Annotated in this window: 22 protein-coding genes; 8 read left to right on the top strand and 14 right to left on the bottom strand. The window is 71.5% G+C overall.

Annotated elements, in window-relative coordinates; all coding sequences use genetic code 11:
- Nucleotides 1-48: 48 nt before the first annotated feature.
- Nucleotides 49-1,227, top strand: a complete 1,179-nt coding sequence (locus AB0E98_RS03195) for a TerD family protein (protein ID WP_361698165.1) — start codon at nucleotides 49-51, stop codon at nucleotides 1,225-1,227.
- A gap of 36 nt (nucleotides 1,228-1,263) precedes the next feature.
- Here AB0E98_RS03195 and AB0E98_RS03190 read toward each other — a convergent pair whose 3' ends face one another.
- Both AB0E98_RS03190 and AB0E98_RS03185 read right to left on the bottom strand, forming a co-directional pair.
- Nucleotides 1,264-2,274, bottom strand: coding sequence for an MsnO8 family LLM class oxidoreductase (locus AB0E98_RS03190; RefSeq protein WP_361697940.1), 1,011 nt, complete (start codon nucleotides 2,272-2,274; stop codon nucleotides 1,264-1,266).
- Nucleotides 2,275-2,411: 137 nt separating this feature from the next.
- Complete coding sequence (locus AB0E98_RS03185) at nucleotides 2,412-3,911, bottom strand: hypothetical protein (protein WP_361697937.1); 1,500 nt, start codon at nucleotides 3,909-3,911, stop codon at nucleotides 2,412-2,414.
- A 264-nt stretch (nucleotides 3,912-4,175) separates the two neighbouring features.
- Between AB0E98_RS03185 and AB0E98_RS03180 the strand changes: the two genes are divergently transcribed.
- Nucleotides 4,176-6,005, top strand: coding sequence for an endonuclease/exonuclease/phosphatase family protein (locus tag AB0E98_RS03180; RefSeq protein ID WP_361697934.1), 1,830 nt, complete (start codon nucleotides 4,176-4,178; stop codon nucleotides 6,003-6,005).
- Between the two features lie 96 nt (nucleotides 6,006-6,101).
- A complete protein-coding gene (gene dapA / locus AB0E98_RS03175; RefSeq protein WP_361697932.1) occupies nucleotides 6,102-7,088 on the top strand; it encodes a 4-hydroxy-tetrahydrodipicolinate synthase in 987 nt (328 codons plus the stop codon).
- On the opposite strand, the gene dapD is transcribed toward dapA, so the two are convergent.
- On the bottom strand, nucleotides 7,060-8,055 hold the full coding sequence (gene dapD, locus AB0E98_RS03170) for a 2,3,4,5-tetrahydropyridine-2,6-dicarboxylate N-succinyltransferase (protein ID WP_361697930.1): 996 nt from the start codon (nucleotides 8,053-8,055) through the stop codon (nucleotides 7,060-7,062). The genes dapA and dapD overlap by 29 nt on opposite strands.
- A 208-nt stretch (nucleotides 8,056-8,263) precedes the next feature.
- On the opposite strand from dapD, the gene AB0E98_RS03165 reads away from it, so the two are divergent.
- Nucleotides 8,264-9,472 (top strand): S8 family peptidase, encoded by a 1,209-nt coding sequence (locus tag AB0E98_RS03165; protein ID WP_361697928.1) that lies wholly within the window; start codon nucleotides 8,264-8,266, stop codon nucleotides 9,470-9,472.
- Nucleotides 9,473-9,543: 71 nt separating this feature from the next.
- Nucleotides 9,544-10,548, top strand: coding sequence for an agmatine deiminase family protein (locus AB0E98_RS03160; protein ID WP_361697926.1), 1,005 nt, complete (start codon nucleotides 9,544-9,546; stop codon nucleotides 10,546-10,548).
- Nucleotides 10,549-10,589: 41 nt separating this feature from the next.
- On the opposite strand, the gene AB0E98_RS03155 is transcribed toward AB0E98_RS03160, so the two are convergent.
- The 8 genes from AB0E98_RS03155 to AB0E98_RS03120 form a co-directional block, all read right to left on the bottom strand.
- Entirely contained in the window at nucleotides 10,590-10,952 is a 363-nt protein-coding gene (locus AB0E98_RS03155) for a metal-sulfur cluster assembly factor (protein ID WP_311613315.1), read from the bottom strand.
- Entirely contained in the window at nucleotides 10,949-11,413 is a 465-nt protein-coding gene (gene sufU / locus AB0E98_RS03150) for a Fe-S cluster assembly sulfur transfer protein SufU (RefSeq protein WP_311613314.1), read from the bottom strand. Before sufU ends, AB0E98_RS03155 begins: the two co-directional genes overlap by 4 nt.
- A 12-nt stretch (nucleotides 11,414-11,425) precedes the next feature.
- Nucleotides 11,426-12,679: a cysteine desulfurase gene (locus tag AB0E98_RS03145; protein WP_311613332.1), complete on the bottom strand. Its 1,254-nt coding sequence runs from the start codon at nucleotides 12,677-12,679 to the stop codon at nucleotides 11,426-11,428.
- 2 nt (nucleotides 12,680-12,681) lie between these two features.
- The gene (gene sufC / locus AB0E98_RS03140; protein WP_361697922.1) at nucleotides 12,682-13,446 is read right to left on the bottom strand and encodes a Fe-S cluster assembly ATPase SufC; all 765 of its coding nucleotides are present in this window, start codon (nucleotides 13,444-13,446) and stop codon (nucleotides 12,682-12,684) included.
- 7 nt (nucleotides 13,447-13,453) lie between these two features.
- Nucleotides 13,454-13,774, bottom strand: a complete 321-nt coding sequence (locus AB0E98_RS03135; protein WP_361697920.1) for a non-heme iron oxygenase ferredoxin subunit — start codon at nucleotides 13,772-13,774, stop codon at nucleotides 13,454-13,456.
- Nucleotides 13,771-14,952, bottom strand: coding sequence for a Fe-S cluster assembly protein SufD (gene sufD / locus AB0E98_RS03130; RefSeq protein ID WP_361697918.1), 1,182 nt, complete (start codon nucleotides 14,950-14,952; stop codon nucleotides 13,771-13,773). Before sufD ends, AB0E98_RS03135 begins: the two co-directional genes overlap by 4 nt.
- Before the next feature lie 61 nt (nucleotides 14,953-15,013).
- Nucleotides 15,014-16,435: a Fe-S cluster assembly protein SufB gene (sufB, locus tag AB0E98_RS03125; protein ID WP_361697915.1), complete on the bottom strand. Its 1,422-nt coding sequence runs from the start codon at nucleotides 16,433-16,435 to the stop codon at nucleotides 15,014-15,016.
- Entirely contained in the window at nucleotides 16,432-17,232 is an 801-nt protein-coding gene (locus tag AB0E98_RS03120) for a winged helix-turn-helix transcriptional regulator (protein ID WP_361697913.1), read from the bottom strand. Before AB0E98_RS03120 ends, sufB begins: the two co-directional genes overlap by 4 nt.
- A gap of 137 nt (nucleotides 17,233-17,369) precedes the next feature.
- Between AB0E98_RS03120 and AB0E98_RS03115 the strand changes: the two genes are divergently transcribed.
- From AB0E98_RS03115 to AB0E98_RS03105, 3 genes are all read left to right on the top strand, one after another.
- The gene (locus tag AB0E98_RS03115) at nucleotides 17,370-18,296 is read left to right on the top strand and encodes an ABC transporter ATP-binding protein (RefSeq protein ID WP_361697911.1); all 927 of its coding nucleotides are present in this window, start codon (nucleotides 17,370-17,372) and stop codon (nucleotides 18,294-18,296) included.
- Complete coding sequence (locus AB0E98_RS03110) at nucleotides 18,293-19,063, top strand: ABC transporter permease (protein WP_361697909.1); 771 nt, start codon at nucleotides 18,293-18,295, stop codon at nucleotides 19,061-19,063. Before AB0E98_RS03115 ends, AB0E98_RS03110 begins: the two co-directional genes overlap by 4 nt.
- Before the next feature lie 66 nt (nucleotides 19,064-19,129).
- Nucleotides 19,130-20,119: a COX15/CtaA family protein gene (locus AB0E98_RS03105; RefSeq protein WP_361697907.1), complete on the top strand. Its 990-nt coding sequence runs from the start codon at nucleotides 19,130-19,132 to the stop codon at nucleotides 20,117-20,119.
- Here the strand turns inward: AB0E98_RS03105 and AB0E98_RS03100 are convergent.
- From AB0E98_RS03100 to AB0E98_RS03090, 3 genes are all read right to left on the bottom strand, one after another.
- Nucleotides 20,092-21,153 (bottom strand): amidohydrolase, encoded by a 1,062-nt coding sequence (locus AB0E98_RS03100; protein ID WP_361697905.1) that lies wholly within the window; start codon nucleotides 21,151-21,153, stop codon nucleotides 20,092-20,094. The two genes, AB0E98_RS03105 and AB0E98_RS03100, sit on opposite strands and share 28 nt — an antisense overlap.
- Nucleotides 21,154-21,230: 77 nt before the next feature.
- Nucleotides 21,231-21,566 (bottom strand): hypothetical protein, encoded by a 336-nt coding sequence (locus AB0E98_RS03095; protein WP_361697903.1) that lies wholly within the window; start codon nucleotides 21,564-21,566, stop codon nucleotides 21,231-21,233.
- Nucleotides 21,567-21,657: 91 nt separating this feature from the next.
- Nucleotides 21,658-22,599, bottom strand: coding sequence for a heme o synthase (locus tag AB0E98_RS03090; protein WP_361697901.1), 942 nt, complete (start codon nucleotides 22,597-22,599; stop codon nucleotides 21,658-21,660).
- Nucleotides 22,600-22,918 lie beyond the last annotated feature (319 nt).

Here is a 22,918-nt window from a genome sequence, read left to right as displayed (position 1 = left end):
TCATGGAACCGTAAAGGCCCATGGCTCGTTACCTCGTACATGACCGCTATGACACCCGGCTCGAACATCCCGCTCTCCGTCGCCCGTGTGACGGTGGACGTCACCGCCCCCGTGCGGCTCGACGTTTCGGGCCTGCTGCTCACCGCCGACGGCAAGGTGCGCTCCGACGACGACTTCGTCTTCTACAACCAGCCCGGCGCCCCCGGTGTGACGCACCGCGCCGCCTCCGGCGCCACGCCCGACGCGATCATCGTCGACACGGCGGCCGTCCCCGCCGACATCGACAAGATCGTGGTCACCGCGAGCCCGGACGCCCAGGGCGCCACCTTCGCGGGCACCGAGCCGACGGCGACCGTGCGCGCCGCCGACGACGGCTCGGTGATCGCCACGTTCACCCCGCCCCGGCTGAACACGGAGACGGCACTGGTGGTCGTGGAGATCTACCGGCGCAACGGCGCGTGGAAGCTCCGCGCGGTCGGTCAGGGATACGCCAACGGTCTGGCGGGCATCGCCACGGACTTCGGGGTGAGCGTGGAGGACCCGGCGGCCGCGCCGGTGGCCGCTCCCGTACCGGCGCCGGTGGCCGCGCCCGCGCCCGTGGTCGCCCCCGTCGCGCCGCCGGTCCCCGCCGCCCCGCCCGCGGTCCCCGGGAAGATCAACCTGGACAAGGGCCGGGTGAGCCTCCGGAAGAACGAGACGGTCTCCCTGGTCAAGGGCGGTCAGCCGCTGACCCGTTCGGTCAGGATGGGCCTCGGCTGGGAGCCCGCCTGGAACGGTCGGGCCATCGACCTCGACGCCTCGGTCATCGCCTACGGCCCCGACCGCAACATGATCGACGCCTGCTACTTCGGCCGGCTCCAGATCCTCAACGGCGTCATCCAGCACTCCGGTGACAACCTCACCGGCGAGGGCTCCGGCGACGACGAGACCATCACCGTGCACATGGGCGGCCTGCCGCCCGAGGTGACGGGCCTCGTCTTCACCGTCAGCTCCTTCAACGGCCAGAAGTTCACCGAGGTCGCCAAGGCGTACTGCCGCCTGCTGGACGCCCAGACCGGCGAGGAGCTGGTCCGCTTCGACCTCACCGGCGCCGAGTCCCAGACCGGCGTCCTGATGTGCAAGTTCATCCGCCAGTTCTCGGGCGAGTGGGAGATGACGGCCTTGGGCGACTTCGTCAAGGCCAAGACGGTACGGGATCTGGTGAAGCCGGCGGCGCAGGCGCTGTAGCCGTTCGCCCCGCCGGGGCGAACGGGCGGGCCCGGATCAGGCGGGGATCCTGCCCGCCGCCACCGTGGCCAGCCGCCGGTACGAGTCCAGCAGCGCGTCCCTGTCGTACGAACTGGTCGTGACCAGCACCTCGTCCGCCCCGGTGCGGGCCACGAGGGAGTCGAGCGCTGTCGCCACGTCGTCCTCGGTCCCGTGGACGTGGCCGCGCAGCCCGGCCTCGTAGAACCCGCGCTCCCGTTCCGTCATCGCCGGGACCAGCGTCTCCTCGACCTCCTCGGCGGGGCGCAGGGGCGGGAACACGCCGTGCGTGCGCGAGTGGGCCAGGGCCCATGCCTCGGGGACGAGCAGGCGCCGGGCCGCCTCGCGGGTCTCGGCCACGGCCACGTTCCCGGCGACCATTACGTAGGGCTCGTGCCACCACGGGGAGGGCGTGAAGGCCGCCCGGTAGCGGTTTATGGCGGCCGTCATCGCCTCCTCGCCGTTGAGGCCTCCGATGACCAGTGCGGCTCCGGCGCGGGCGGCCGTGTCTGCTCCCGCGTTGTTGGCGAGCACGAACAGCGGTGGGCGCAGGCCCTCGGCGGGGAGCGCGTGTACCCCGGGGTGCGGGGCGGGCTCGCCCGTGAACCAGCCGGCCAGTTCCGCCAGCCGGTCCGCGAAGCCGTCCATCGCGTCCTTCTCCACGCCCAGGGCCCGCCGGATGCCGTCCGTGAAACCGACCGAGCGGCCGAGGCCCATGTCGATCCGGCCGGGGAAGAGGGAGGCGAGCACCCCGAACTGCTCGGCGACCACCAGGGGGCGGTGGTTGGGCAGCATCACGCCGCCGGTGCCGACGCGGATGCGGGAGGTCGCGGCGGCGACGGCCGCGGCGAGCACGGTGGGGGCGGAGCCGGCGACGCCGGGGACGCCGTGGTGTTCCGACACCCAGAAGCGGTGGTAGCCGAGTGCCTCGACCTGCTGGGCGAAGGCCACGGTGTTCCGCAGCGCGTCACCGGGCTCCTCGTGCCGGCGGGTGCGGGAACGGTCGAGTACGGAGAGCTTGAACGTCACGTATGGGTCAACGCGGTGGGGTGCGGGGGATTCCCGCCGGTGGGTGGGGCGGGGGCGGGGTGGACGGGCGAAACCCGCGCCGAAGGCGCGGGCACCCCCACGGCGGCGAGCCGGAAGTCCACGGAACCCGGCAGGGGCTAACCCCGCGATCGCGCCTTGAAGGCGGCCTTACGGGCCGCCTTCGCCGTCGCCTTGTCCGGGTGCAGCCTCCCCATCGCCTCCAGGACGTCCGCCGTCGCCGGGTGCTCCACCCGCCAGACCGCGTCGAAGAAGCCGCTGTGCCCGCTCACGAGGCCCTCGACGAGCTCGCGCAGCTCCTCCGGGTCGTCCGCCTCCGTGTCCAGCCGGGCGGCGATCGTGTCGACGGTCAGCCAGAAGACCATGTCCTCGCCGGGCGGCGGCACGTCCGTCGCGCCCTGCTCGGCGAGCCAGACGCGGGCGAGGCCGCCGAGCTGCGGGTCGTCGAGGACCTCGCGGAGGGCGGGCTCGGCCTCGGGGCCGACGAGGGACAGCGTCTGCTGGCAGACGAGGCGGCGCCCCGGCGCCTCCTCGTCCGCGCCGCGCGCGGCGGCGAGCAGCTCGCGGGCCGCGTCGAGCGGCGTGCGGCGGGCGAGCCACAGCTCGGCCTCGGCGCGCACGGCGAAGCCGGGGTGACCGGGGAGCGCCGCGAGGAGGTCGGTGGCGGAGGACTCGGCGAGGTCGCCGACGGCCGGGGCGTCGATGCCGGCGTCGAGCATGCGGGACCGTACGGCGAAGAGGCCGAGCGGGGTGAGGGCCACCATGCCGTAGCGGCTGACGTCCTCCTCCTCGGGGAGGTCGGAGGTCACGCCGTCGACGGACTCCCGGATGTGGCCCTCGCCGTCGACGACCTCGATCAGGGACTCGTCCACCGGCTGGTAGCGCACCAGGCCGGTCGGCGCGAGGATCCGGAACTGGTCGTCCAGGCGCATCATCGCGTCGGAGACCTCTTCCAGGACGTCGTCCGTGGGCTCGTCCATGTCATCCGGGACGATCATGGAGGCGGCGAGCGCGGGCAGCGGGACGGGCCGGTCGGGCGAGCCCTCGTCGAGCGCGGTCAGCAGGTAGAGGTTGCCGAGGACGCCATCGAGGAAGTCGGCCTCCTCCTCGGGGTTCCAGTCGATCGCGTCGAGGTCGAGGTCGCCGTCGCCGCTCTCGGAGAGCTGCTCGACGAGGTCGCCCAGGTCGGGCGCGGCGGCGTCGGCCAGGACGGTCTCCAGGCCGCCGAGCCACAGGTCCAGGATGTCCTGGGGGCTGCCGGAGGTGAGCGTGGCCAGCTCTTCCCCGGCGACGGCCGTGCCGTGGGGCTCGTCGGAGGAGGCGTCGGCGGGCTCGTCGGCGGACTCGGTGAATTCGACCAGGCCCGTGTCCAGCGCCAGCTGCCAGGCCTCGGCCGCGTACGCCGGGCCGTCCTCGTCGTCCTCCAGGCCGAGCAGTCCGGTCGCCGTCTTCAGCTGCCCGGCGAGCAGCTCGCCGCCCGCGCCGACCGGGGTGCCCTCGCCGGCCCAGCGGGCGAGCTTCGCGGCGCGGACGAACAGCGGCGCGGACAGCGCGTCGCGCGCGAGCTCGGCGTCGGAGGGGAGCCGCACCGGCGGCATGGTCGGGCGGTCTCCTGACATCAGGGGGGCATCTCCTCGTCGTGACGGCCGCGCCGCGGTCCCGGGCGCGCAGTGCCCCACCTTAGACGGGTTTTCCGCGCCGGCTCGCGCGTCGCGGGGCCCGTTACCGGCGGTTCGTCCACGGGTTACCCGCGGACCCTTGACAACTGGCCGGAATTCAGCGGACATTGACGCGCGTAGATCATCTGTTGCTCGGATGACGGCGGGTGATCTCATCCGATCGGCATCCCGGTCGCCCCCTCATCGTTCCCACCGGAGGACTTTGTGCTGTCCCACCGCCGCCGTGCCGCGACCGTCGGCTCCCTCATAGCCGGCGCGCTCGCGGCCGGGCTGATCGCCCCGGCCCAGTCCGCGAGCGCCGCCGACGCCGGTGTCCGCGTCCACGACATCCAGGGCACCACGCGTATCTCGCCGTTCGCCGGCAAGCAGGTCACGGACGTACCGGGCATCGTCACGGCCGTGAAGAACTTCGGCCCGGCGCGCGGCTTCTGGGTCCAGGACCCCCACCCGGACCGCGACGAGGCCACCAGCGAGGCGATCTTCGTCTTCACCGGCGCGACCGCCCCGGCCGTCGCCGTCGGCGACTCCGTGCTCGTCTCCGGCACCGTCACCGAGTACTACCCCGGCGGCGAGGCGGCGGGCGGCCAGTCGGTCACCCAGCTGACCAAGCCCACCGTGACCGTGCGGTCCTCCGGCAACGCCCTGCCCGCCGCCGTCCGGCTGAACGCGGCCGCCGTTCCGTCCCGCTACGCGCCCGACGCGCACGGCGGTTCCATCGAGAAGCTGCCGCTGAAGCCCCGCCGCTACGCGCTCGACCGGCTGGAGTCCCTGGAGGGCATGCGGGTCGAGGTCGTCGACGCCCCCGTCGTCGGCGCCACCAGCGAGTACAAGGACCTGTGGGTCACCGCGGCGCCCCGCCACAACCGCACCGGGCGCGGCGGCACCCTCTACGGCTCCTACGACGACCCCAACGCCGGCCGGGTGAAGGTCGCCTCCCTCCTCCCCTACGCCCAGCACCCCTTCCCGGTCGCGAACGTCGGTGACGAGCTCTCCGGGGTCACGGCCGGCCCACTCGACTACGACAACCACGGCGGCTACACCATCCAGGCCACCGAACTGGGCGCGCTCGCCGACCACAAGCTCCAGCGCGAGACCACGCGCAAGCAGCGCGGCGACGAGCTGGCCGTCGCCACGTACAACGTGGAGAACCTCTCCCCCAAGACCCCGCAGGCGAAGTTCGACCGCCTCGCCGGGGCCCTGGTGACCAACCTCGCCTCGCCCGACGTCGTGGCCCTGGAGGAGGTCCAGGACAACGACGGCACGACGAACGGCGGTGTCGTGGATGCCACGCAGACGCTGAAGAAGCTCACGGACGCCATCGCCGCCGCGGGCGGCCCCGCCTATCAGTGGCGGCAGATCGACCCCGTCGACGGCAAGGACGGCGGCCAGCCCGGCGGCAACATCCGTACCGCCTTCCTCTTCAACCCCGCCCGGGTCTCCTTCAAGGACATCCCGGGCGGCGACTCCACCACGGCCGTGAAGGTCGGCCGCGCGGGCGGCAAGGCCGTGCTCTCCGCCTCCCCCGGTCGCATCGAGCCGGGCGACGCCGCCTGGACCAACAGCCGCAAGCCGCTGGCCGGCCAGTTCTCCTTCCGGGGCAAGGACGTCTTCGTCGTCGCCAACCACTTCAACTCCAAGGGCGGCGACCAGGGCCTCGACAGCCGCTTCCAGTCCCCGGCCCGGACGTCCGAGACCCAGCGGCTCCAGCAGGCGAAGCTCGTCAACGGCTTCGTCAAGCAGCTCCTCGCCGCCGACCGGAACGCCGACGTGATCGTCGCGGGCGACCTCAACGACTACCAGTTCTCCCCCGCCCTCAAGGCCCTCACCGCCGGCGGCGCCCTGACGGACCAGGTCACCCGGCTCCCCGCGAAGGAGCGGTACGGCTATGTCTTCCAGGGCAACTCCCAGGTGCTGGACCACATCCTCACCAGCCGTCATGTGAGCCGCGTGGACTACGACATCGTCCACATCAACGCCGAGTTCGCCGACCAGGCGAGCGACCACGACCCGCAGGTGCTGCGCTGGAAGCCGTAGCAGTGCTTAGGTAATTCGCTCAGAACATTTAAATGGACCTGTACGGTCGAAGGGCCCAGAATCCGGGGGAGGCACCCGAACCCGGAGCGTGACGCCATGCCACCCACCAAGCCCTTCGGCCGTACCGTCTGTGCGATGGTGACGCCGTTCACCGCCGACGGCGCACTCGACCTCGACGGCGCGCAACGGCTCGCCGACCGCCTCGTCACGGAGGGCGGCTGCGACGGCCTCGTCCTCAGCGGCACCACCGGCGAGTCGCCGACCACCACCGACGCGGAGAAGAGCGCTCTCGTCACGGCCGTCGTCGAGGCCGTGGGCGACCGCGCCCGGATCACGGCCGGGGTGGGGTCGGCCGACACCCGGCACACCGCCGGACTGGCCCGGGCCGCCGAACGGGCCGGCGCCCACGGCGTCCTGGTCGTCACCCCGTACTACAGCAGGCCGCCGCAGGAGGACATCGCGGAGCACTTCCGCACGGTGGCCGACGCGGTGGGCGTCCCGGTGATGCTCTACGACATCCCGGGCCGCACGGGCACCCGCATCGAGCCCGACACCATGCTGCGGCTGGCCGAGCACCCGCGCGTCGCCGGGGTCAAGGACTGCGCCTACGACCTGCTCGGCAGCTCGAAGGTGATCGCGGCGACGGGCCTCGCCTACTACTCCGGCTGCGAGGAGCTCAACCTTCCGCTGCGTGCGGTGGGAGGGACGGGCTATGTCAGCACCGTGGCCAACGTCGCCGGCCCGGCGCTGGCCGCCGTGCTGGACGCGTTCGACCGCGGCGAGAACGCGGAGGCCACCCGGCTCCACCAGCGCGTCCTGCCCCTGGCGGAACAGATGATGGCCGCGGGCCTCCCCGGCACGGTCACGGCGAAGGCCCTGCTGGGAGCGCTGGGCCTCCCGGGCGGGCCCGTGCGGGCGCCGCTGCGTGAGGCTTCGAAGGAGCGCACCGAGGCGCTGTTGAAGGTGTACGAGGGCCTTGGGCAGGCGGTGATCCCGCCCGTCCGGGAAGGGACGGGGCAGAGTGGGGCGGGGTGCGAACCCCGCCCCGGCCGCCTCAGTCGTTGCTGTGGAGGATCTCGTTGAGCCCGCCCCACGTGCTCTTGTACGGGCGGGCCTCGACGGCGCCAGTGGTGGAGTTGCGGCGGAAGAGGATGTTGTCGGCGCCCGAGAGGGTCAGGGCCTTGACGATCTCGCCGTCCGGCATGGTGACCCGGGTGCCGGCGGTGACGTAGAGGCCCGCCTCGACGACGCACTCGTCGCCCAGCGCGATGCCGATGCCCGACTCCGCGCCGAGCAGGCAGCGCTCGCCGATGGAGATGATCTGCTTGCCGCCACCGGAAAGGGTGCCCATGGTGGAGGCGCCGCCGCCGATGTCGGTACCGTCGCCGACGACGACGCCCGCGCTGATCCGGCCCTCGACCATGGAGGTACCGAGCGTACCGGCGTTGAAGTTGACGAAGCCCTCGTGCATGACGGTGGTGCCGGAGCCCAGGTGGGCGCCCAGGCGGACCCGGTCGGCGTCGGCGATGCGGACGCCCGAGGGGACCACGTAGTCGGTCATGCGCGGGAACTTGTCGACGCTGGTGACCTGGAGGTGGAGGCCCTCGGCGCGGGCGGCGAGGCGCGCGGCCTCGACCCGGTCGACGGGGACCGGGCCCAGCGAGGTCCAGGCGACGTTGGCGAGCAGGCCGAAGACGCCGTCGAGGTTCTGGCCGTGCGGCTTGACCAGACGGTGGGAGAGCAGGTGCAGCCGCAGGTAGGCGTCGTGCGCGTCGGACGGCTTGTCCTCCAGCGAGGCGATGACCGTGCGGACGGCGACGACCTCGACCCCGCGACGCGGGTCCGGGCCCACGGCCTTGAGAGCGCCCTCGCCGAGCAGCTCCGCGGCCCGCTCGGCGGTCAGCCGCTCGGTGCCGGCCGGGCCGGGCGCGTCGGCCAGCTCGGGGGCCGGGAACCAGGTGTCGAGGACGGTACCGTCCGCGGCGAGGGTGGCGAGGCCGGCGGCGACGGCGCCGGTGGTACGGGAAGCGGTGGCAACAGCATCGGTCATGTCCGGAAACCTAACCGGACCGGCCCGTCCAAGGCGAACCGGCCGCCCCTCCCCACCCCTTACCGGCCGCTGCGCGCCCCGCTCACACGGATGGCGCAGCCCCGCCAGCCGGTCGGCCGCGCTCGCGTCGCCCGCGCGGATGAACCGGCATATCCAGTGGAGTGGGCGGTCCCGCCCACTCCACTGTCCCGTCGTGAACGGATGCCGCATGAGACAGCTCCGACGCTGCCTGACCACGGCCCTGGTCCTGGCCCTCCCGCTCACCGCCGCCCCGTTCGCGGCGGCCGACCACGGCCCCGGGCGCTCGGGGCACCACCGGGCGCCGCTGCGCAGGACGGCCGGCGAGCCGGTGCCCGCGCACTACATCGTCACCCTGCGCAAGGGCGCCAGCCCGCGCACGCTGACGAGCGTGCTGGGCGTCGTCCCGGACCGCATCTACACCCACACCCTGACCGGCTTCGCCGCCCGGCTCACCCCGCAGCAGCTGGAGGCCGTGCGCAGCTCCCCGGAGGTCGAGGCCGTCGAGGAGGACGCGGTCTACGCCCAGGCGGCCGAGGGCCCCCCGTCCATACGCTCCCGGGCGGCGACGGACTCCTGGGGCCTGGACCGCGTGGACCAGCGCAACCTCCCCCTGGACGGCCGGTTCACCGTCAACGGCACAGGTGAGGGCGTCACCGCCTACATCATGGACACCGGCATCGACTACTCCCATCCCGACTTCGGCGGCCGGGCCCGCAAGGGCGTCGACGAGGTGACCCCGGGCGGCGACGGCCGGGACTGCGCGAGCGGCAGCGGCCACGGCACGCATGTGGCGGGGGTGGTGGGCAGCGCGACGTACGGCGTGGCGCGCCGGGCGTCCCTGGTCAGTGTGCGGGTGCTGGACTGCGCCGGGCGGGGTACGACGTCGGCCATCGTGTCCGGCTTCGAGTATGTGGCCACGAGCGCGCCGCCCGCCTCGGTCCTCAACGCGTCCCTCGTCGGCCCGGTGTCGCAGGCCATGGACAACGCCGCGAACAGCGTCGCCGCCAAGGGGACGCCGGCGCTGGTCGCGGCCGGCAATTCCAACGACGGCGCCTGCAACCACTCCCCGGCCGCCGCCCTCCAGGCCCTGGCCGTGGGCGCGACCAACCGCATGGACCAGATGACGGACTTCACCAGCTACGGCCCGTGCGCACGGATCCTCGCCCCGGGCGAGGAGATCCTCTCGCTGCGGGTGGGCGGCGGCACCACCACCAAGAGCGGCACCTCGCAGGCCACCCCGTTCGTCACGGGCGTCGCGGCCCTGTACAAGGCGCAGAACCCGGCCGCGAGCTCGGCGACGGTCGTCAACTGGCTCATCTCGCAGTCCACCAAGGACGTGGTGACGGATGTGAAGCCGGGCACGCCGAACCGGCTGCTGTACACGGGCGGCCTCTGACGGTCCCGGTCCCCGGCGGGCGCCGGGGACAATCGTGGGGAACCATGCCGTCAGCGCGAGGGAATCCGACGATGAATCATCTGCCGTCCGAGGCACGGCCGCACGCGGCGACCTTCATGGGCTGGCCCCCGGTCGGCCCGGTCTGGGGCGAGTGGACGGCCGCCGTGCGCGAGGACGTCGCCGCGATCGCCCGGACGGTCGCCGACTACGAGCCGGTGGTGATGCTCGCGTCGCCGAAGGACGCGGCGGACGCCCGGAGGGCGTGCGGCGGCGCGGTGGAGGTCGTGGAGGTGCCGGTGGACGACCTCTGGCTGCGCGATTCCGGGCCGGTGTTCGTCACCGGCGAGGACGGGACGGTCTCCGGCGTCGACTTCGGCTTCAACGGCTGGGGCGGGAAGCAGGAGCACTCCCGGGATGGTCTGGTGGCCCGCCGTCTGCTGGAGCTGCTCGGCGTCCCGCGGATCGAGGCGCCCCTGGTGGCCGAGGGCGGCTCCCTGGAGACCGACAGCGACGGCACGTTGCTCGTCACGGAGAGCTCGCTGGTCAACGACAACCGCAACCCGGGCCGGACCCGCGACGACATCGAACAAGCCCTGTCCCGGCTGCTCGGCGTCCGGAAGGTCATCTGGCTTCCGGGTGTGTGCGGCGAGGACATCACCGACTGCCACGTCGACGCCCTCGCCCGCTTCGCCGGGCCCGCCACCGTGCTCCTCAGCCGCCCGCCCGCGGGCACGGCGCCCGATGTGTGGACACGCGTGTACGAAGAGGCCCGCGCCGCCCTGGAGTCGGCCACCGACGCCCGGGGCCGCGCCCTGGAGATCATCGAGCTCCCGGAGCCCGACCCGGCCGCCCTGGGCGAGCGGGGCGAGGACTTCCTGGGCTCCTACGTCAACTACTACGTGGCGAACGGCGCGGTGGTCGTCCCGCGCTTCGGCGACCGCGACGCCGACGAGGAGGCGGCCTCGATCATCGGCTCCCTCCACCCGGGCCGCGAGGTGCGCGCCGTCGCCATCCCCACGCTCGCCGAGGGCGGCGGCGGCATCCACTGCGCCACACAGCAGCGGCCCGCCTCCTGACGGTTCAGGAGGCGGGCCGGCCGCTGTCGAAGGCGTGTCGCTCAGACGTTGAAGCCCAGCGCGCGAAGCTGCTCGCGACCCTCGTCGGTGATCTTGTCGGGGCCCCACGGCGGCATCCAGACCCAGTTGATCCGGAGCTCGTTGACGATGCCGTCGGTCACCGACTTCGCCTGGTCCTCGATGACGTCGGTCAGCGGGCAGGCCGCGGACGTCAGGGTCATGTCGAGGGTGGCGATGTTGGCGTCGTCGATGTGGATGCCGTAGATCAGGCCGAGGTTGACGACGTCGATGCCCAGCTCGGGGTCGACCACGTCGTAGAGGGCCTCGCGGACCTCCTCCTCGGTGGCCGGCTTGGTGGTCACCTCGCCGGCCGCCTCCGTGGTCGCGTCTGCGTTGTCGCTCATGCGGTCTTCCTCTCAGCGCCCTCGCCCAGTGCCTGGGCGGTCGCGTCCTTCCACGCCATCCAGCTCAGCAGAGCACACTTGACGCGTGCGGGGTACTTGGAGACGCCGGCGAACGCGACCGCGTCCTCCAGCACCTCCTCCATCGCGTCGTCCGGCTCGATCCGGCCCTTGGACTGCATCAGTTCCAGGAAGGTCTCCTGGATCCGGCGGGCCTCGTCGAGGTCCTTGCCGACCAGCAGCTCGTTGAGCACCGAGGCGCTCGCCTGGCTGATGGAGCAGCCCTGACCCTCGTAGGAGACGTCCTCGATCGTCTCACCGGACATCCGCACACGCAGCGTGATCTCGTCGCCGCAGGTGGGGTTGACGTGGTGGACCTCGGCGTCGCCGTCCCGCAGGCCGCGCCCATGGGGATTCTTGTAGTGGTCCAGGATCACGTCCTGGTACATCGAATCAAGCTTCACAGTCAGCCCTTGTCACCCGAAGAAGTTCCGTACGTGCTCCAGGCCCTCGATCAGCGCGTCGACCTCGCCGGGCGTGGAGTACAGGTAGAACGACGCTCGCGTGGTCGCCGGAATTCCGTAGCGCAGGCAGACGGGGCGGGCGCAGTGGTGGCCGACCCGGACCGCGATGCCCTGCTCGTCGAGGACCTGGCCCACGTCGTGCGGGTGGATGTCGCCGAGGGTGAAGGAGACGGCGGCGCCGCGGTCCTCGGCCGTGGTGGGGCCGATGATCCGCAGATCGGGCACCTCCTGGAGCCGACGGATCGCATACTCCGTGATCACGTGCTCGTGACGGGCGATGTTCTCCATGCCGATGGAGGTGAGGTAGTCCACCGCGGCACCCAGGCCCACGGCCTGGGCGATCGGGGGCGTACCGGCCTCGAACTTATGCGGCGCGGGGGCGTAGGTGGAGGAGTGCATCGAGACGGTCTCGATCATCTCGCCGCCGCCGAGGAACGGCGGGAGGTCCTCCAGCAGTTCCTGGCGGCCCCACAGCACGCCGATGCCGTCCGGAGCGCACATCTTGTGACCGGTGAAGGCCACGAAGTCCGCCTGGAGGGCCTGGACGTCGAGGGGCATGTGGGGGGCGGCCTGGGAGGCGTCGATGACGACGAGCGCACCGACCTCCTGGGCGCGGCGGACGATCGCCTCGACCGGGTTGAGGGTGCCCAGGATGTTGGAGACCAGGACGAAGGAGACGACCTTGGTCTTCTCCGTGATGACCTGGTCGATGTTCGACAGATCGAGGCGGCCGTCGTCGGTGAGGCCGAACCACTTCAGCTTCGCGCCGGTGCGCTGCGAGAGCAGCTGCCACGGGACGATGTTGGAGTGGTGTTCCATCTCCGTGATGACGATCTCGGTGTCGTGATCCACCCGGTAGGGCTCATCCGCCCAGCCGAGCATGTTCGCCACGAGGTTGAGCGACTCGGAGGCGTTCTTGGTGAAGATCACCTCATCGCGGCTCGGGGCGTTGATGAAGGCCGCGACCTTGTCGCGGGCGCCTTCGTAGAGGGCCGTGGCCTCCTCGGCGAGCACGTGCACGCCACGGTGGACATTGGCGTTGTGCCGCTCGTAGTGGGCGTTGATCACGTCCAGGACCTGGCGCGGCTTCTGCGAGGTCGCCGCGTTGTCCAGGTAGATGAGCTTCTTGTCGCCATGGACCACACGGTCCAGGATCGGGAAGTCCTTACGGATCGCGTCGGTGTCCAGCAGGCCCGGCAGCAGTATCGTCACGCCGTTACGCCACCCTTCACGTACGCCTCGTAGCCCTCGTTCTCCAGCTTGTCGGCCAGCTCGGCACCGCCGGACTCGACGACGCGGCCGTTCGCGAAGACGTGCACGAAGTCGGGCTTGATGTAGCGCAGGATGCGCGTGTAGTGGGTGATCAGCAGCGTGCCCACCTCGCCCGTCTCGCGGACACGGTTCACGCCCTCGGAGACGATGCGCAGCGCGTCGACGTCCAGGCCGGAGTCCGTCTCGTCGAGGATCGCGATCTTCGGCTTCAGGAGCTCCAGCTGAAGGATCTCGTGACGCTTCTTCTCACCGCCGGAGAAGCCCTCGTTGACGTTGCGCTCGGCGAAGGCCGGGTCCATCTGGAGCTGCTCCATGGCGGACTTGACCTCCTTCACCCAGGTGCGCAGCTTGGGGGCCTCGCCGCGGACGGCGGTGGCGGAGGTGCGCAGGAAGTTGGAGACCGAGACACCGGGGACCTCGACCGGGTACTGCATGGCGAGGAAGACACCGGCGCGGGCGCGCTCGTCGACGGACATCTCCAGGACGTCCTCACCGTCGAGGGTGACGGTGCCGCCGGTGATCGTGTACTTGGGGTGACCGGCCAGGGAGTAGGCCAGGGTGGACTTGCCGGAGCCGTTGGGGCCCATGATGGCGTGGGTCTCGCCCTGCTTCACGGTCAGGTCGACGCCCTTGAGGATCTCCCGGGAGCCGTTCTCGGCCTCGACGGAAACGTGCAGGTCGTGAATCTCAAGCGTAGCCATGGGGAACTCAGGACTCCTGGGTGACGGAGACGAGCACATCGTCCCCTTCGATCTTGACGGGGTAAACGGGGACGGGCTGCGTCGCGGGGAGGCAGTCGGGCTTGCCGGTGCGCAGGTCGAAGCTGGAGCCGTGCAGCCAGCACTCGATGTGGCAGTTCTCCACCTCGCCCTCGGAGAGGGAGACGTTCGCGTGCGAGCAGATGTCGTTGATCGCGAACACCTCGCCCTCGGTGCGGACGATGGACACCGGGGTGCCGTCGACCTCGACGCGCTTGGGCGTGTCCTCCTCGAGCTCGCCGAGGGAGGCCACCTTCACGAAATCGCTCATGCGACCGCCGCCTTCAGCTCTTCCTCGATCTTGGCGATGAGGCGCTCCTCCAGCTCGGGAATGCCGATCTGCTGGACGAGCTCGGCGAAGAAGCCACGGACGACCAGGCGGCGGGCCTCGTGCTCCGGGATGCCGCGGGCCATCAGGTAGAAGAGCTGCTCGTCGTCGAAGCGGCCGGTCGCCGAGGCGTGGCCGGCGCCGACGATCTCACCGGTCTCGATCTCCAGGTTGGGGACCGAGTCGACGCGGGCGCCGTCGGTGAGGACGAGGTTGCGGTTGAGCTCGTAGGTGTCGGTGCCCTCGGCCTCCGCACGGATGAGGACGTCGCCGATCCAGACCGCGTGGGCGTCCTTGCCCTGCAGCGCGCCCTTGTAGACGACGTTGCTGCGGCAGTGCGGAGTGTCGTGGTCGACGAAGAGCCGGTGCTCCTGGTGCTGGCCGTTGTCGGTGAAGTACAGGCCGTAGAGCTCGGCCTCGCCGCCGGGGGCGCCGTAGACGACCCGGGGGTGGAGGCGGACCAGGTCGCCGCCGAAGGTGACGATCACGGACTTGAAGGAGGCGTCACGGCCGACCAGCGCGGTGTGCTGGGCGACGTGGACGGCGGTGCCGTCCCAGTCCTGGACGGAGACGACGGTGAGCTTGGCGCCGTCGCCGATGAGGTACTCGACGTTGGCGGCGAGGGTGGCGTCACCGGTGTGGTCGATGACGACGACGGCCTCGGCGAAGGCGCCGATCTCGACGACCTGGTGGCCGAAGGCCACGCCGCCCTGGCCGCGCACGGAGATCCGCACGGGCTCGGAGAGCACGGTGTCCTTGGGGATCGAGACGACCGAGGCCTTCTCGAAGGAGCTGTACGCCTGGGCGGCGACCCGGTCGACCGGCTTGCCGGACCGGCCCAGCCGGGCGTCGTCCCGGCCGACGGTCTCCACGGTCACGCCCTCGGGGGCCTCGACCTCGACCTTGACGCCGGCGCCGTCCGTGACCGCCGTGCCGTCGTGCAGACCGCGCAGACGCTGGAGCGGGGTGAACCGCCACTCCTCCTCGCGGCCGTGGGGCACGGGGAAATCGGCGACGTCGTACGAGGCGGGCGCGCTCACTCGCGCGTCGATGGGCTGCCGGGGGCCGCCCACCTGGATGGCGCCGTCGGTCGTGCTGCCGGCGGGAGTGTTGTCAGCCATGGCTGTCGTCGTGCTCTCTTCCTGTCACAAAGGGTTCGCTGCGATGGGGCGGGGGCGGCGGTCAGCCGACGGAGCCTTCCATCTGCAGCTCGATCAGCCGGTTGAGCTCCAGCGCGTACTCCATGGGCAGCTCGCGGGCGATCGGCTCGACGAAACCACGCACGATCATCGCCATGGCCTCGTCCTCGGACAGACCACGGCTCATCAGGTAGAAGAGCTGATCGTCACTGACCTTGGAGACCGTCGCCTCGTGACCCATGGAGACGTCGTCCTCACGGACGTCGACATACGGGTAGGTGTCCGAGCGGGAGATCGTGTCCACCAGCAGCGCGTCACACAGAACGTTCGACTTCGAGCCGTGCGCACCCTCGCCGATCTCGATCAGACCGCGGTAGGAGGTACGGCCGCCGCCTCGCGCCACCGACTTGGAGACGATGTTGGAGGAGGTGTTCGGCGCCATGTGGACCATCTTCGCGCCGGCGTCCTGGTGCTGGCCCTCACCCGAGAAGGCGATCGAGAGGGTCTCTCCCTTGGCGTGCTCGCCCATCAGGTAGACGGCCGGGTACTTCATCGTCACCTTCGAGCCGATGTTGCCGTCGACCCACTCCATGGTCGCGCCCTCATAGGCCACGGCGCGCTTGGTGACCAGGTTGTAGACGTTGTTCGACCAGTTCTGGATCGTCGTGTAGCGGCAGCGGCCGCCCTTCTTCACGATGATCTCCACCACCGCGCTGTGCAGCGAGTCCGAGGAGTAGATCGGGGCGGTGCAGCCCTCGACGTAGTGGACGTAGGCGTCCTCGTCGACGATGATCAGCGTCCGCTCGAACTGGCCCATGTTCTCCGTGTTGATCCGGAAGTAGGCCTGGAGCGGGATGTCGACGCGGACACCCTTGGGGACGTAGATGAACGAGCCACCCGACCACACAGCCGTGTTCAGCGAGGCGAACTTGTTGTCACCCACCGGGATGACCGTGCCGAAGTACTCCTGGAACAGCTCCGGGTGCTCCTTCAGCGCCGTGTCGGTGTCCAGGAAGATGACACCCTGCTCCTCCAGGTCCTCACGGATCTGGTGGTACACGACCTCGGACTCGTACTGGGCGGCCACACCCGCGACCAGGCGCTGCTTCTCCGCCTCGGGGATGCCCAGCTTGTCGTAGGTGTTCTTGATGTCCTCCGGCAGGTCCTCCCAGGAAGCGGCCTGCTTCTCGGTCGAGCGCACGAAGTACTTGATGTTGTCGAAGTCGATACCGGTCAGGTCCGAGCCCCAGGTCGGCATGGGCTTCTTGTCGAAGAGCCGCAGGCCCTTCAGGCGGAGCTTGAGCATCCACTCGGGCTCGGACTTCTTCGCCGAGATATCGCGGACGACCTCCTCGGAGAGGCCGCGCTTGGCCGCGGCACCGGCCTCGTCGGAGTCGGCCCAGCCGTATTCGTACGTGCCCAGGCCCTCGAGCTCAGGGTGGGCAGTCTCCGTGGGGAGAGTCATGCGGGGTTCCTCCCGGCCGTGCTGGTGGATGCGGTGGTGGTCTTTTTGGGGATGAACGTCGTGCACACTCCGTCGCCGTGGGCGATGGTGGCAAGACGCTGCACATGTGTCCCGAGCAGGCGGGAGAAGACCTCGGTCTCCGCCTCGCACAGCTGCGGGAACTGCTCGGCGACATGGGCGACCGGGCAGTGGTGCTGGCAAAGCTGTTCGCCGACCGGTGCGCTACGCGCCGTAGCAGCGTACCCGTCCGCGGTCAATGCCCGGGCGAGAGCCTCTGCGCGGCTCTCGGGGGCGACGGCCTCCAGGGCCTCGCGATATCCCTCGGCCTGGGCGGCCATCCGGGCCCGGGCGAACGCCGCGACGGCGGCCTCGCCCATCTCGCCGCCCCCGGCGGACTGGGCGATCCAGCGCAGGGCGTCCTGGGCGAGCTTGTCGTAGGCCTGGTCGAAAGCGTCCCGGCCGCAGTCGGTGAGGGCGAAGACCTTGGCGGGCCGGCCGCGGCCGCGCGCCCCGTAGACGCGCTTCTCGCGGGCTTCGACGACGCCGTCGGCGACGAGGGTGTCGAGGTGCCGGCGGACGGCGGCGGAGGTCAGCTCCAGCCGCACGGCCAGCTCGGCGGCGGTGGAGGGCCCGTGGTCGAGGATGGACCGGGCGACGCGATTGCGGGTGCCGTGCTGCTCGTCATGAGCGCGCTGCTCGGGAGCCGGCACCTCCCGCGACGGTGCGGGCAGGGCCGGGCGCGGCCCGGCGGCCACCTCGGCCACGGGGCTCTGTGAAGCCTCGCCCGCGTATTTCACAACACCATTGTTGCGTAATTGCCCGAAGGGCGACAAGCTCCACCGGGTCACGGAACGGTGGCTTTGATCACTTAGGGTCACCTAACCGCGCCCCCCGCCGGGGTCCGTTCCGCCCCGCCCTCCGTACACTTCCCCGCATGCATGAAGAGCCCGCGGTCGAGGTCCACGGCCTGGTCAAGCGGTACGGGACGAAAAACGCGGTGAACGGTCTCGACCTGACCGTCGCGCGCGGCGGCGTGACCGCCGTCCTCGGCCCCAACGGCGCCGGAAAGACCACCACCATCGAGACCTGCGAGGGCTACCGGCGGCCCGACGCCGGCACCGTACGCGTTCTCGGCCTGGACCCCCTCGCCGACGCCGCCGACCTGCGCCCACGTGTCGGAGTGATGCTCCAGAGCGGCGGCGTCCACGCGGGCGCGCGCGCCGAGGAGATGCTGCGCCACACCGCGTCCCTCCACGCCCACCCCCTGGACGTGGGCATGCTGATCGAGCGGCTCGGGCTGGGCGACTGCGGCCGTACGACGTACCGCAGGCTCTCCGGCGGCCAGCAGCAGCGCCTCTCGCTCGCCATGGCCGTCGTCGGCCGCCCCGAGCTGGTCTTCCTCGACGAGCCGACGGCCGGCCTGGACCCGCAGGCCCGCCGCGCCACCTGGAACCTGGTGCGCGAGCTGCGCGCCGACGGCGTCACGGTCGTCCTGACCACGCACTACATGGACGAGGCGGAACAGCTCGCCGACGACGTCGCCATCATCGACGGCGGCAAGGTCATCGCCCAGGGCAGCCCGGAGGAGCTCTGCAAGGGCGGCGCCGAGAACACCCTGCGCTTCAGCGGCCGGCCCGGCCTGGACCTCGCCTCGCTCCTCAAGGCGCTGCCCGCCGACTCCGCCGCCGCCGAGCCGGTCCCCGGCTCGTACCGCGTCAACGGCACGGTCGACCCGCAGCTGCTCGCGACGGTGACGTCGTGGTGCGCCCAGCACGGGGTCATGCCGGACCGCATAACGGTCGAGCGGCACACGCTCGAGGACGTCTTCTTGGAACTCACGGGTAGGGAGCTGCGCGCATGACGGCCACCGGCACTTTCGTCCCCCGGCCCGGGGCCGCGCCGCTGTCGCGGATGATCCGCGCGCAGGCCGCGCTGGAGACCCGGATGCTGCTGCGCAACGGCGAGCAGTTGCTGCTGACCGTGGTCATCCCCACGCTCCTGCTGGTCCTCTTCAGCGCCGTCGACATTGTGGACACGGGCGAGGGCAAGGCCGTCGACTTCCTGACACCGGGCGTCCTGGCGCTCGCCGTGATGTCCACGGCCTTCACCGGGCAGGCCATCGCGACGGGCTTCGAGCGCCGCTACGGCGTGCTCAAGCGGCTCGGCGCCTCCCCGCTGCCGCGCTGGGGGCTGATGACCGCGAAGACGGCTTCGGTGCTGGTCACCGAGGTCCTTCAGATCACGCTGCTGACGGTCATCGCGTTCGCGCTCGGCTGGTCGCCGCACGGCAACCCGCTCGCCGTCGTCCTGCTGCTCGTCCTGGGGACGGCCGCGTTCTCCGGGCTGGGCCTGCTGATGGCCGGGACGCTCAAGGCCGAGGCGACGCTCGCGGCGGCCAATCTGGTCTTCCTGCTCCTGCTGGTCGGCGGCGGCGTGATCGTCCCGCTGGAGAAGTTCCCGGGCGCCGTGCGCACGGCGCTGGAGGCGCTGCCCATCTCCGCGCTCTCCGGCGGCCTGCGCGACGTGCTGCGCGACGGCGCGGGCATGCCCTGGGCCGACCTCGGCATCCTCACCGTCTGGGCCGTCCTGGGCCTGGGCGCGGCCGCGCGGTTCTTCCGCTGGGAGTAGGACGCGCCCGGGGCACATCGGGACCCTCGTGAATCCGTGCACAAGCATCCCCTTACGATGACTTCCGTGCCGAAAACGCTGAACCCCCTCCAGCTCGTCGCCGACCGCTGGCAGCCCTCCGCCCGCTTCGTCGAGCGGGCCGCGCTCGCCTGCGTGGTCATGTCCGTGATCATCGTCGTGACGGGCGGCGCGGTGCGGCTCACCCAGTCCGGGCTCGGCTGCCCCACCTGGCCGACCTGTACCGAGGACAGCCTGACGCCCACGCCCGCGATGGGCATCAACGGCGTCATCGAGTTCACCAACCGCATGCTGACGTACGTGCTGTGCGCGGTGGTCGGTGTGGCGATCGTGGCGGCACGCGCGCGTGCCCCGCGCCGCCGCAGCCTGACGAAGCTCGGCTGGGCCCAGTTCTGGATCGTCGCGAGCAACGGCATCATCGGCGGCATCACGGTGCTGACGGGCCTCAACCCGTACATCGTCGCCGCGCACTTCCTGGCGGCCACCTCGCTGCTGACGGTGGCCACCGTCATGTGGCTGCGGACCCGCGAGGGCGACGACGAGCCGCGCGACGTGGTGGCCCGTCCGGTGCGCCAGCTCGGCTGGGTGCTGGTCGTCGCGAGCGCCCTGCTGATCGTGGCGGGCACGGTGGTCACCGGCTCGGGCCGGCACGCGGGCGACGCCTCCAAGGACGTCCACCGCATCCCGCTGGACTGGCACGAGGTCACCCAGCTGCACGTCGACTTCGTCTACATCGTCGTCGGTCTCACCGTGGCGCTGTGGTTCGCGCTGCGGGCCGTGAAGTCCCCCGAGGGGCCGCGCCGCAAGGTCGTCGAGCTGTTCGTCGTGATCATGCTCCAGGGCATGATCGGCTATGTGCAGTACTTCAACGACTCGCCCGAGGTGATCGTCGGCGCCCATATGCTCGGCTCCTGCCTGATGTGGGTCGCCGTGCTGCGGGTCTTCCTGTCGCTGCGCGAGCGCGGCGAGGCGCCGGTGCTGCCCGCTCCCGCCGGTGAGCACGAGGCGCTTCAGACGGCCGCCGCGTCCAGCCGGTAGACCCTGCGCGCGGTGCCGGCCGCGACGAGGGAGGCGATCCGTACCGCCTCCGCCGCCCGGCACCACCCGTCGGCCACCCAGTCGCGCATCAGCCGCTCCATGGCGCGGGTGAACAGCCGGGCGGCCACCACGTACAGCTCCGCCAGGGCCCGTGCCCCGGTCGAGAACAGCAGTTTGCCGAACGGCGCCTCGCGCAGCGTCTCCTCCGGCCGGGCCCCGACGTCCGCGTAGACGTGCGGGAAGGCGGCGGCCAGCTGGGCCGCCTGCCGCCGGTGCCAGGGGTCCGCGAGCAGCACCAGGTCCACGCCCCGGCTCGCGGTGGCCCGCAGGAAGCCGGTCAGCCGCTGCGGCCGCGCGCAGTGCAGCTGGACGGGCAGGCCCGTGGCGACCGCGCTCCACAGCAGGTGGCGGATCAGCACGGGGTCGTCCGGCGTGTCGCCGGTGCGACGCGTGCGCAGCCACCGTCCGGCGGCCTCGCGCACCTCGGCCGCGTCCGGTGGGCTGTCGTCGCAGAAGGCGACGCCGGTGGCGAAGGCGGTGGCGCTGCCGGAGGCCGTGTAGAGGGCTTCGGCCGTATACGCGAGGAAGGCGTCCAAACCTCCGGTCGTGTCGGCGATCCGCGCGGCCAGCGGTTCGAGCCGGACGACCTCGTGGGCGCGGCCCTCGGCGGCGCGGGCCAGCTCGTCCGGCGAGGTGAGGGCGCCCGTCGCGCCCGCCTCCAGCAGGAACGTCCCGATGCCCGCGCCGCGCAGCAGCAGCCGGCCGGCGCGGTAGGCGCCCAGTTCGCGGCGGCGGGCCAGATAGCTCACGGGCGCGCAGTGCGGCTCCAGCCCCAGCAGGGGCGGGCACCAGCGGCGTACGGCCAGGCCCGCGCGGCTGTCGAAGAAGGTGGTGCCGGGCGGCGCGGGCCCGGTGGACCCGGCGGCCTCGGCCAGATGGGTCTCGAACTCCCCCAGCCCCAGATCCGCGTGGACGGCGCCGTGGCTGTGCTGGTCGACGAGCGGCGGTATGCCGCCGTCCATCCTGCCGTCCATCGCGCCCCCTCCTCGCCGGTCCCCACCGCGCGGCGCCGGGGCGCCGCTCCCGGTGGGTCTAACGGACGAGGGGGCCGTCAGTTATCGCCGGGGTTCCTCGGCCCGCCGATCTGGATGCCGGCCATACGGGACCACTCGTAGGGGCCCGTGCGCACCTTGGCGGCCATCTCCCCGTCGAAGTCGTCGTGGAGGGTGATCCCGGCGAGCTCGGCCGCCTGCCGCGCGGTCTCGAAGTCGCGGGCGACGAGGTTGCCCCATTCGCCGTTGGCGCCGACGAGGGCGATCCGGGTGGTGCCGCGGGCGATGTGCGCGAGCTGGCCCTCCGCGCCACCGCCGTGGCTCTTGGCGAAAGCGGTGATCTGCTTCGCCAGTTTCGCAGCCTGCTTGGTGGCTGCCTGCTTGGTGTCTGCCATGGCCAGGATGCTACCGACGGGTAGCACAAACGGCGATGGGCGGCGCGGGTGGCTTTGGCCACCCCCGCCGCCCATCGGACGGTCCGCGGTCCTAGCGCAGGAACGGGTCGATCGCGACCGCCGTGAACAGCAGCGACACATAGGTGATCGACCAGTGGAACAGCCGCATCTCCTTGAGCTTCGCGCCCGTGACGCCGGCGTTGGCGCGGGACTGGAGGGCGTGGGCCTCCTTCAGCCAGAAGGCGCCGCACAGCACGGCGACGGCCGTGTAGAACCAGCCGGTGTAGCCCAGCGGCTGGAGCAGCAGCGAGACGCCGACCATCACCCAGCTGTAGAGGACGATCTGCTTGGCCACGGCCTTGTTGCCCGCGATGACCGGCAGCATCGGCACGCCGACGCGCTCGTAGTCGTCCTTCACCTTCATCGACAGCGGCCAGTAGTGCGGCGGCGTCCAGAAGAAGATGACGAGGAAGAGGATCAGGGAGGCCCAGGAGACCTCGTTCTTCACCGCGGACCAGCCGATGATGACCGGCAGGCAGCCCGCGATGCCGCCCCAGACGATGTTCTGCGCGGTACGCCGCTTGAGGATCATCGTGTAGACGACGACGTAGAACGCGTTGGCGCCGAGCGAGAGCATCGCCGACAGGGGGTTGACCAGGAACCAGAACCACACCGTCGAGCCGACGGTCAGCGCGGAGGCGAAGACCAGGCACTCGCGGGGGGAGACCATGCCCGTGACCAGCGGACGCTGGGACGTACGGTCCATCATCGCGTCGATGTCACGGTCGTAGTACATGTTGAACGCACCCGCGCCACCGGCGGACAGGTAACCGCCGACGCAGGTGGCCAGCACCAGCCACAGGTCCGGGACGCCCTCGGCCGCGAGGAACATCACCGGCACCGTCGTCATCAGCAGCAGCTCGATGACGCGCGGCTTCGTCAGTGCCACGAAACCCTTGACCCGGGCCCCGAACGGCCGGTGACCAGGGCTCTCGACGAGCACCCCCGCAGGACGGGATTCGACGGCCGTCACGCACACCCCTGAGAGAGATAAGGCCAGCAAGCTCGTCCGGGCGTGAAATCCCGGGTAAAGGCTTGCGCGTACTACGCCACTCTAGACGCAGGGGACAGCGGGGCCTCCGCCGGGGTGGGGTCGTGTTGAGGCGCCGGGTCCACCGGGCCGAACGGGGCCGAACCCCGGCAGAACGGTCCCCTCCGGGAGGCGGGCGGGCGCCGGGCCCGGCAGGCTGGAGTGGAGGCCCCCGCACCGGGGAGGGAATGAATCCCCTCCGGGTGCGGTTGCCCGGGTCGGCGATCAGATGATCGAGGATCGCTCGACGCGAACTCGACGA

It is taken from the genome of Streptomyces sp. NPDC037389 (assembly GCF_040636475.1).
GTDB classification, from domain to species: Bacteria; Actinomycetota; Actinomycetes; order Streptomycetales; family Streptomycetaceae; genus Streptomyces; species Streptomyces hesseae.
The sequence above is the reverse complement of the archived record's forward strand: the minus strand, read 5'-3'. Positions and strand labels throughout refer to the sequence as shown.

What these genes read in the sequence shown, in the direction of transcription:
- AB0E98_RS03195 (WP_361698165.1), top strand. Translation starts at nt 49, where the DNA reads ATGACACCCGGCTCGAACATCCCGCTCTCCGTCGCCCGTGTGACGGTG.
- AB0E98_RS03185 (WP_361697937.1), bottom strand. Translation starts at nt 3,911, where the DNA reads ATGTCAGGAGACCGCCCGACCATGCCGCCGGTGCGGCTCCCCTCCGAC.
- dapA (WP_361697932.1), top strand. Translation starts at nt 6,102, where the DNA reads ATGCCACCCACCAAGCCCTTCGGCCGTACCGTCTGTGCGATGGTGACG.
- dapD (WP_361697930.1), bottom strand. Translation starts at nt 8,055, where the DNA reads ATGACCGATGCTGTTGCCACCGCTTCCCGTACCACCGGCGCCGTCGCC.
- AB0E98_RS03165 (WP_361697928.1), top strand. Translation starts at nt 8,264, where the DNA reads ATGAGACAGCTCCGACGCTGCCTGACCACGGCCCTGGTCCTGGCCCTC.
- AB0E98_RS03160 (WP_361697926.1), top strand. Translation starts at nt 9,544, where the DNA reads ATGAATCATCTGCCGTCCGAGGCACGGCCGCACGCGGCGACCTTCATG.
- AB0E98_RS03155 (WP_311613315.1), bottom strand. Translation starts at nt 10,952, where the DNA reads ATGAGCGACAACGCAGACGCGACCACGGAGGCGGCCGGCGAGGTGACC.
- sufC (WP_361697922.1), bottom strand. Translation starts at nt 13,446, where the DNA reads ATGGCTACGCTTGAGATTCACGACCTGCACGTTTCCGTCGAGGCCGAG.
- AB0E98_RS03135 (WP_361697920.1), bottom strand. Translation starts at nt 13,774, where the DNA reads ATGAGCGATTTCGTGAAGGTGGCCTCCCTCGGCGAGCTCGAGGAGGAC.
- sufD (WP_361697918.1), bottom strand. Translation starts at nt 14,952, where the DNA reads ATGGCTGACAACACTCCCGCCGGCAGCACGACCGACGGCGCCATCCAG.
- sufB (WP_361697915.1), bottom strand. Translation starts at nt 16,435, where the DNA reads ATGACTCTCCCCACGGAGACTGCCCACCCTGAGCTCGAGGGCCTGGGC.
- AB0E98_RS03115 (WP_361697911.1), top strand. Translation starts at nt 17,370, where the DNA reads ATGCATGAAGAGCCCGCGGTCGAGGTCCACGGCCTGGTCAAGCGGTAC.
- AB0E98_RS03110 (WP_361697909.1), top strand. Translation starts at nt 18,293, where the DNA reads ATGACGGCCACCGGCACTTTCGTCCCCCGGCCCGGGGCCGCGCCGCTG.
- AB0E98_RS03100 (WP_361697905.1), bottom strand. Translation starts at nt 21,153, where the DNA reads ATGGACGGCAGGATGGACGGCGGCATACCGCCGCTCGTCGACCAGCAC.
- AB0E98_RS03095 (WP_361697903.1), bottom strand. Translation starts at nt 21,566, where the DNA reads ATGGCAGACACCAAGCAGGCAGCCACCAAGCAGGCTGCGAAACTGGCG.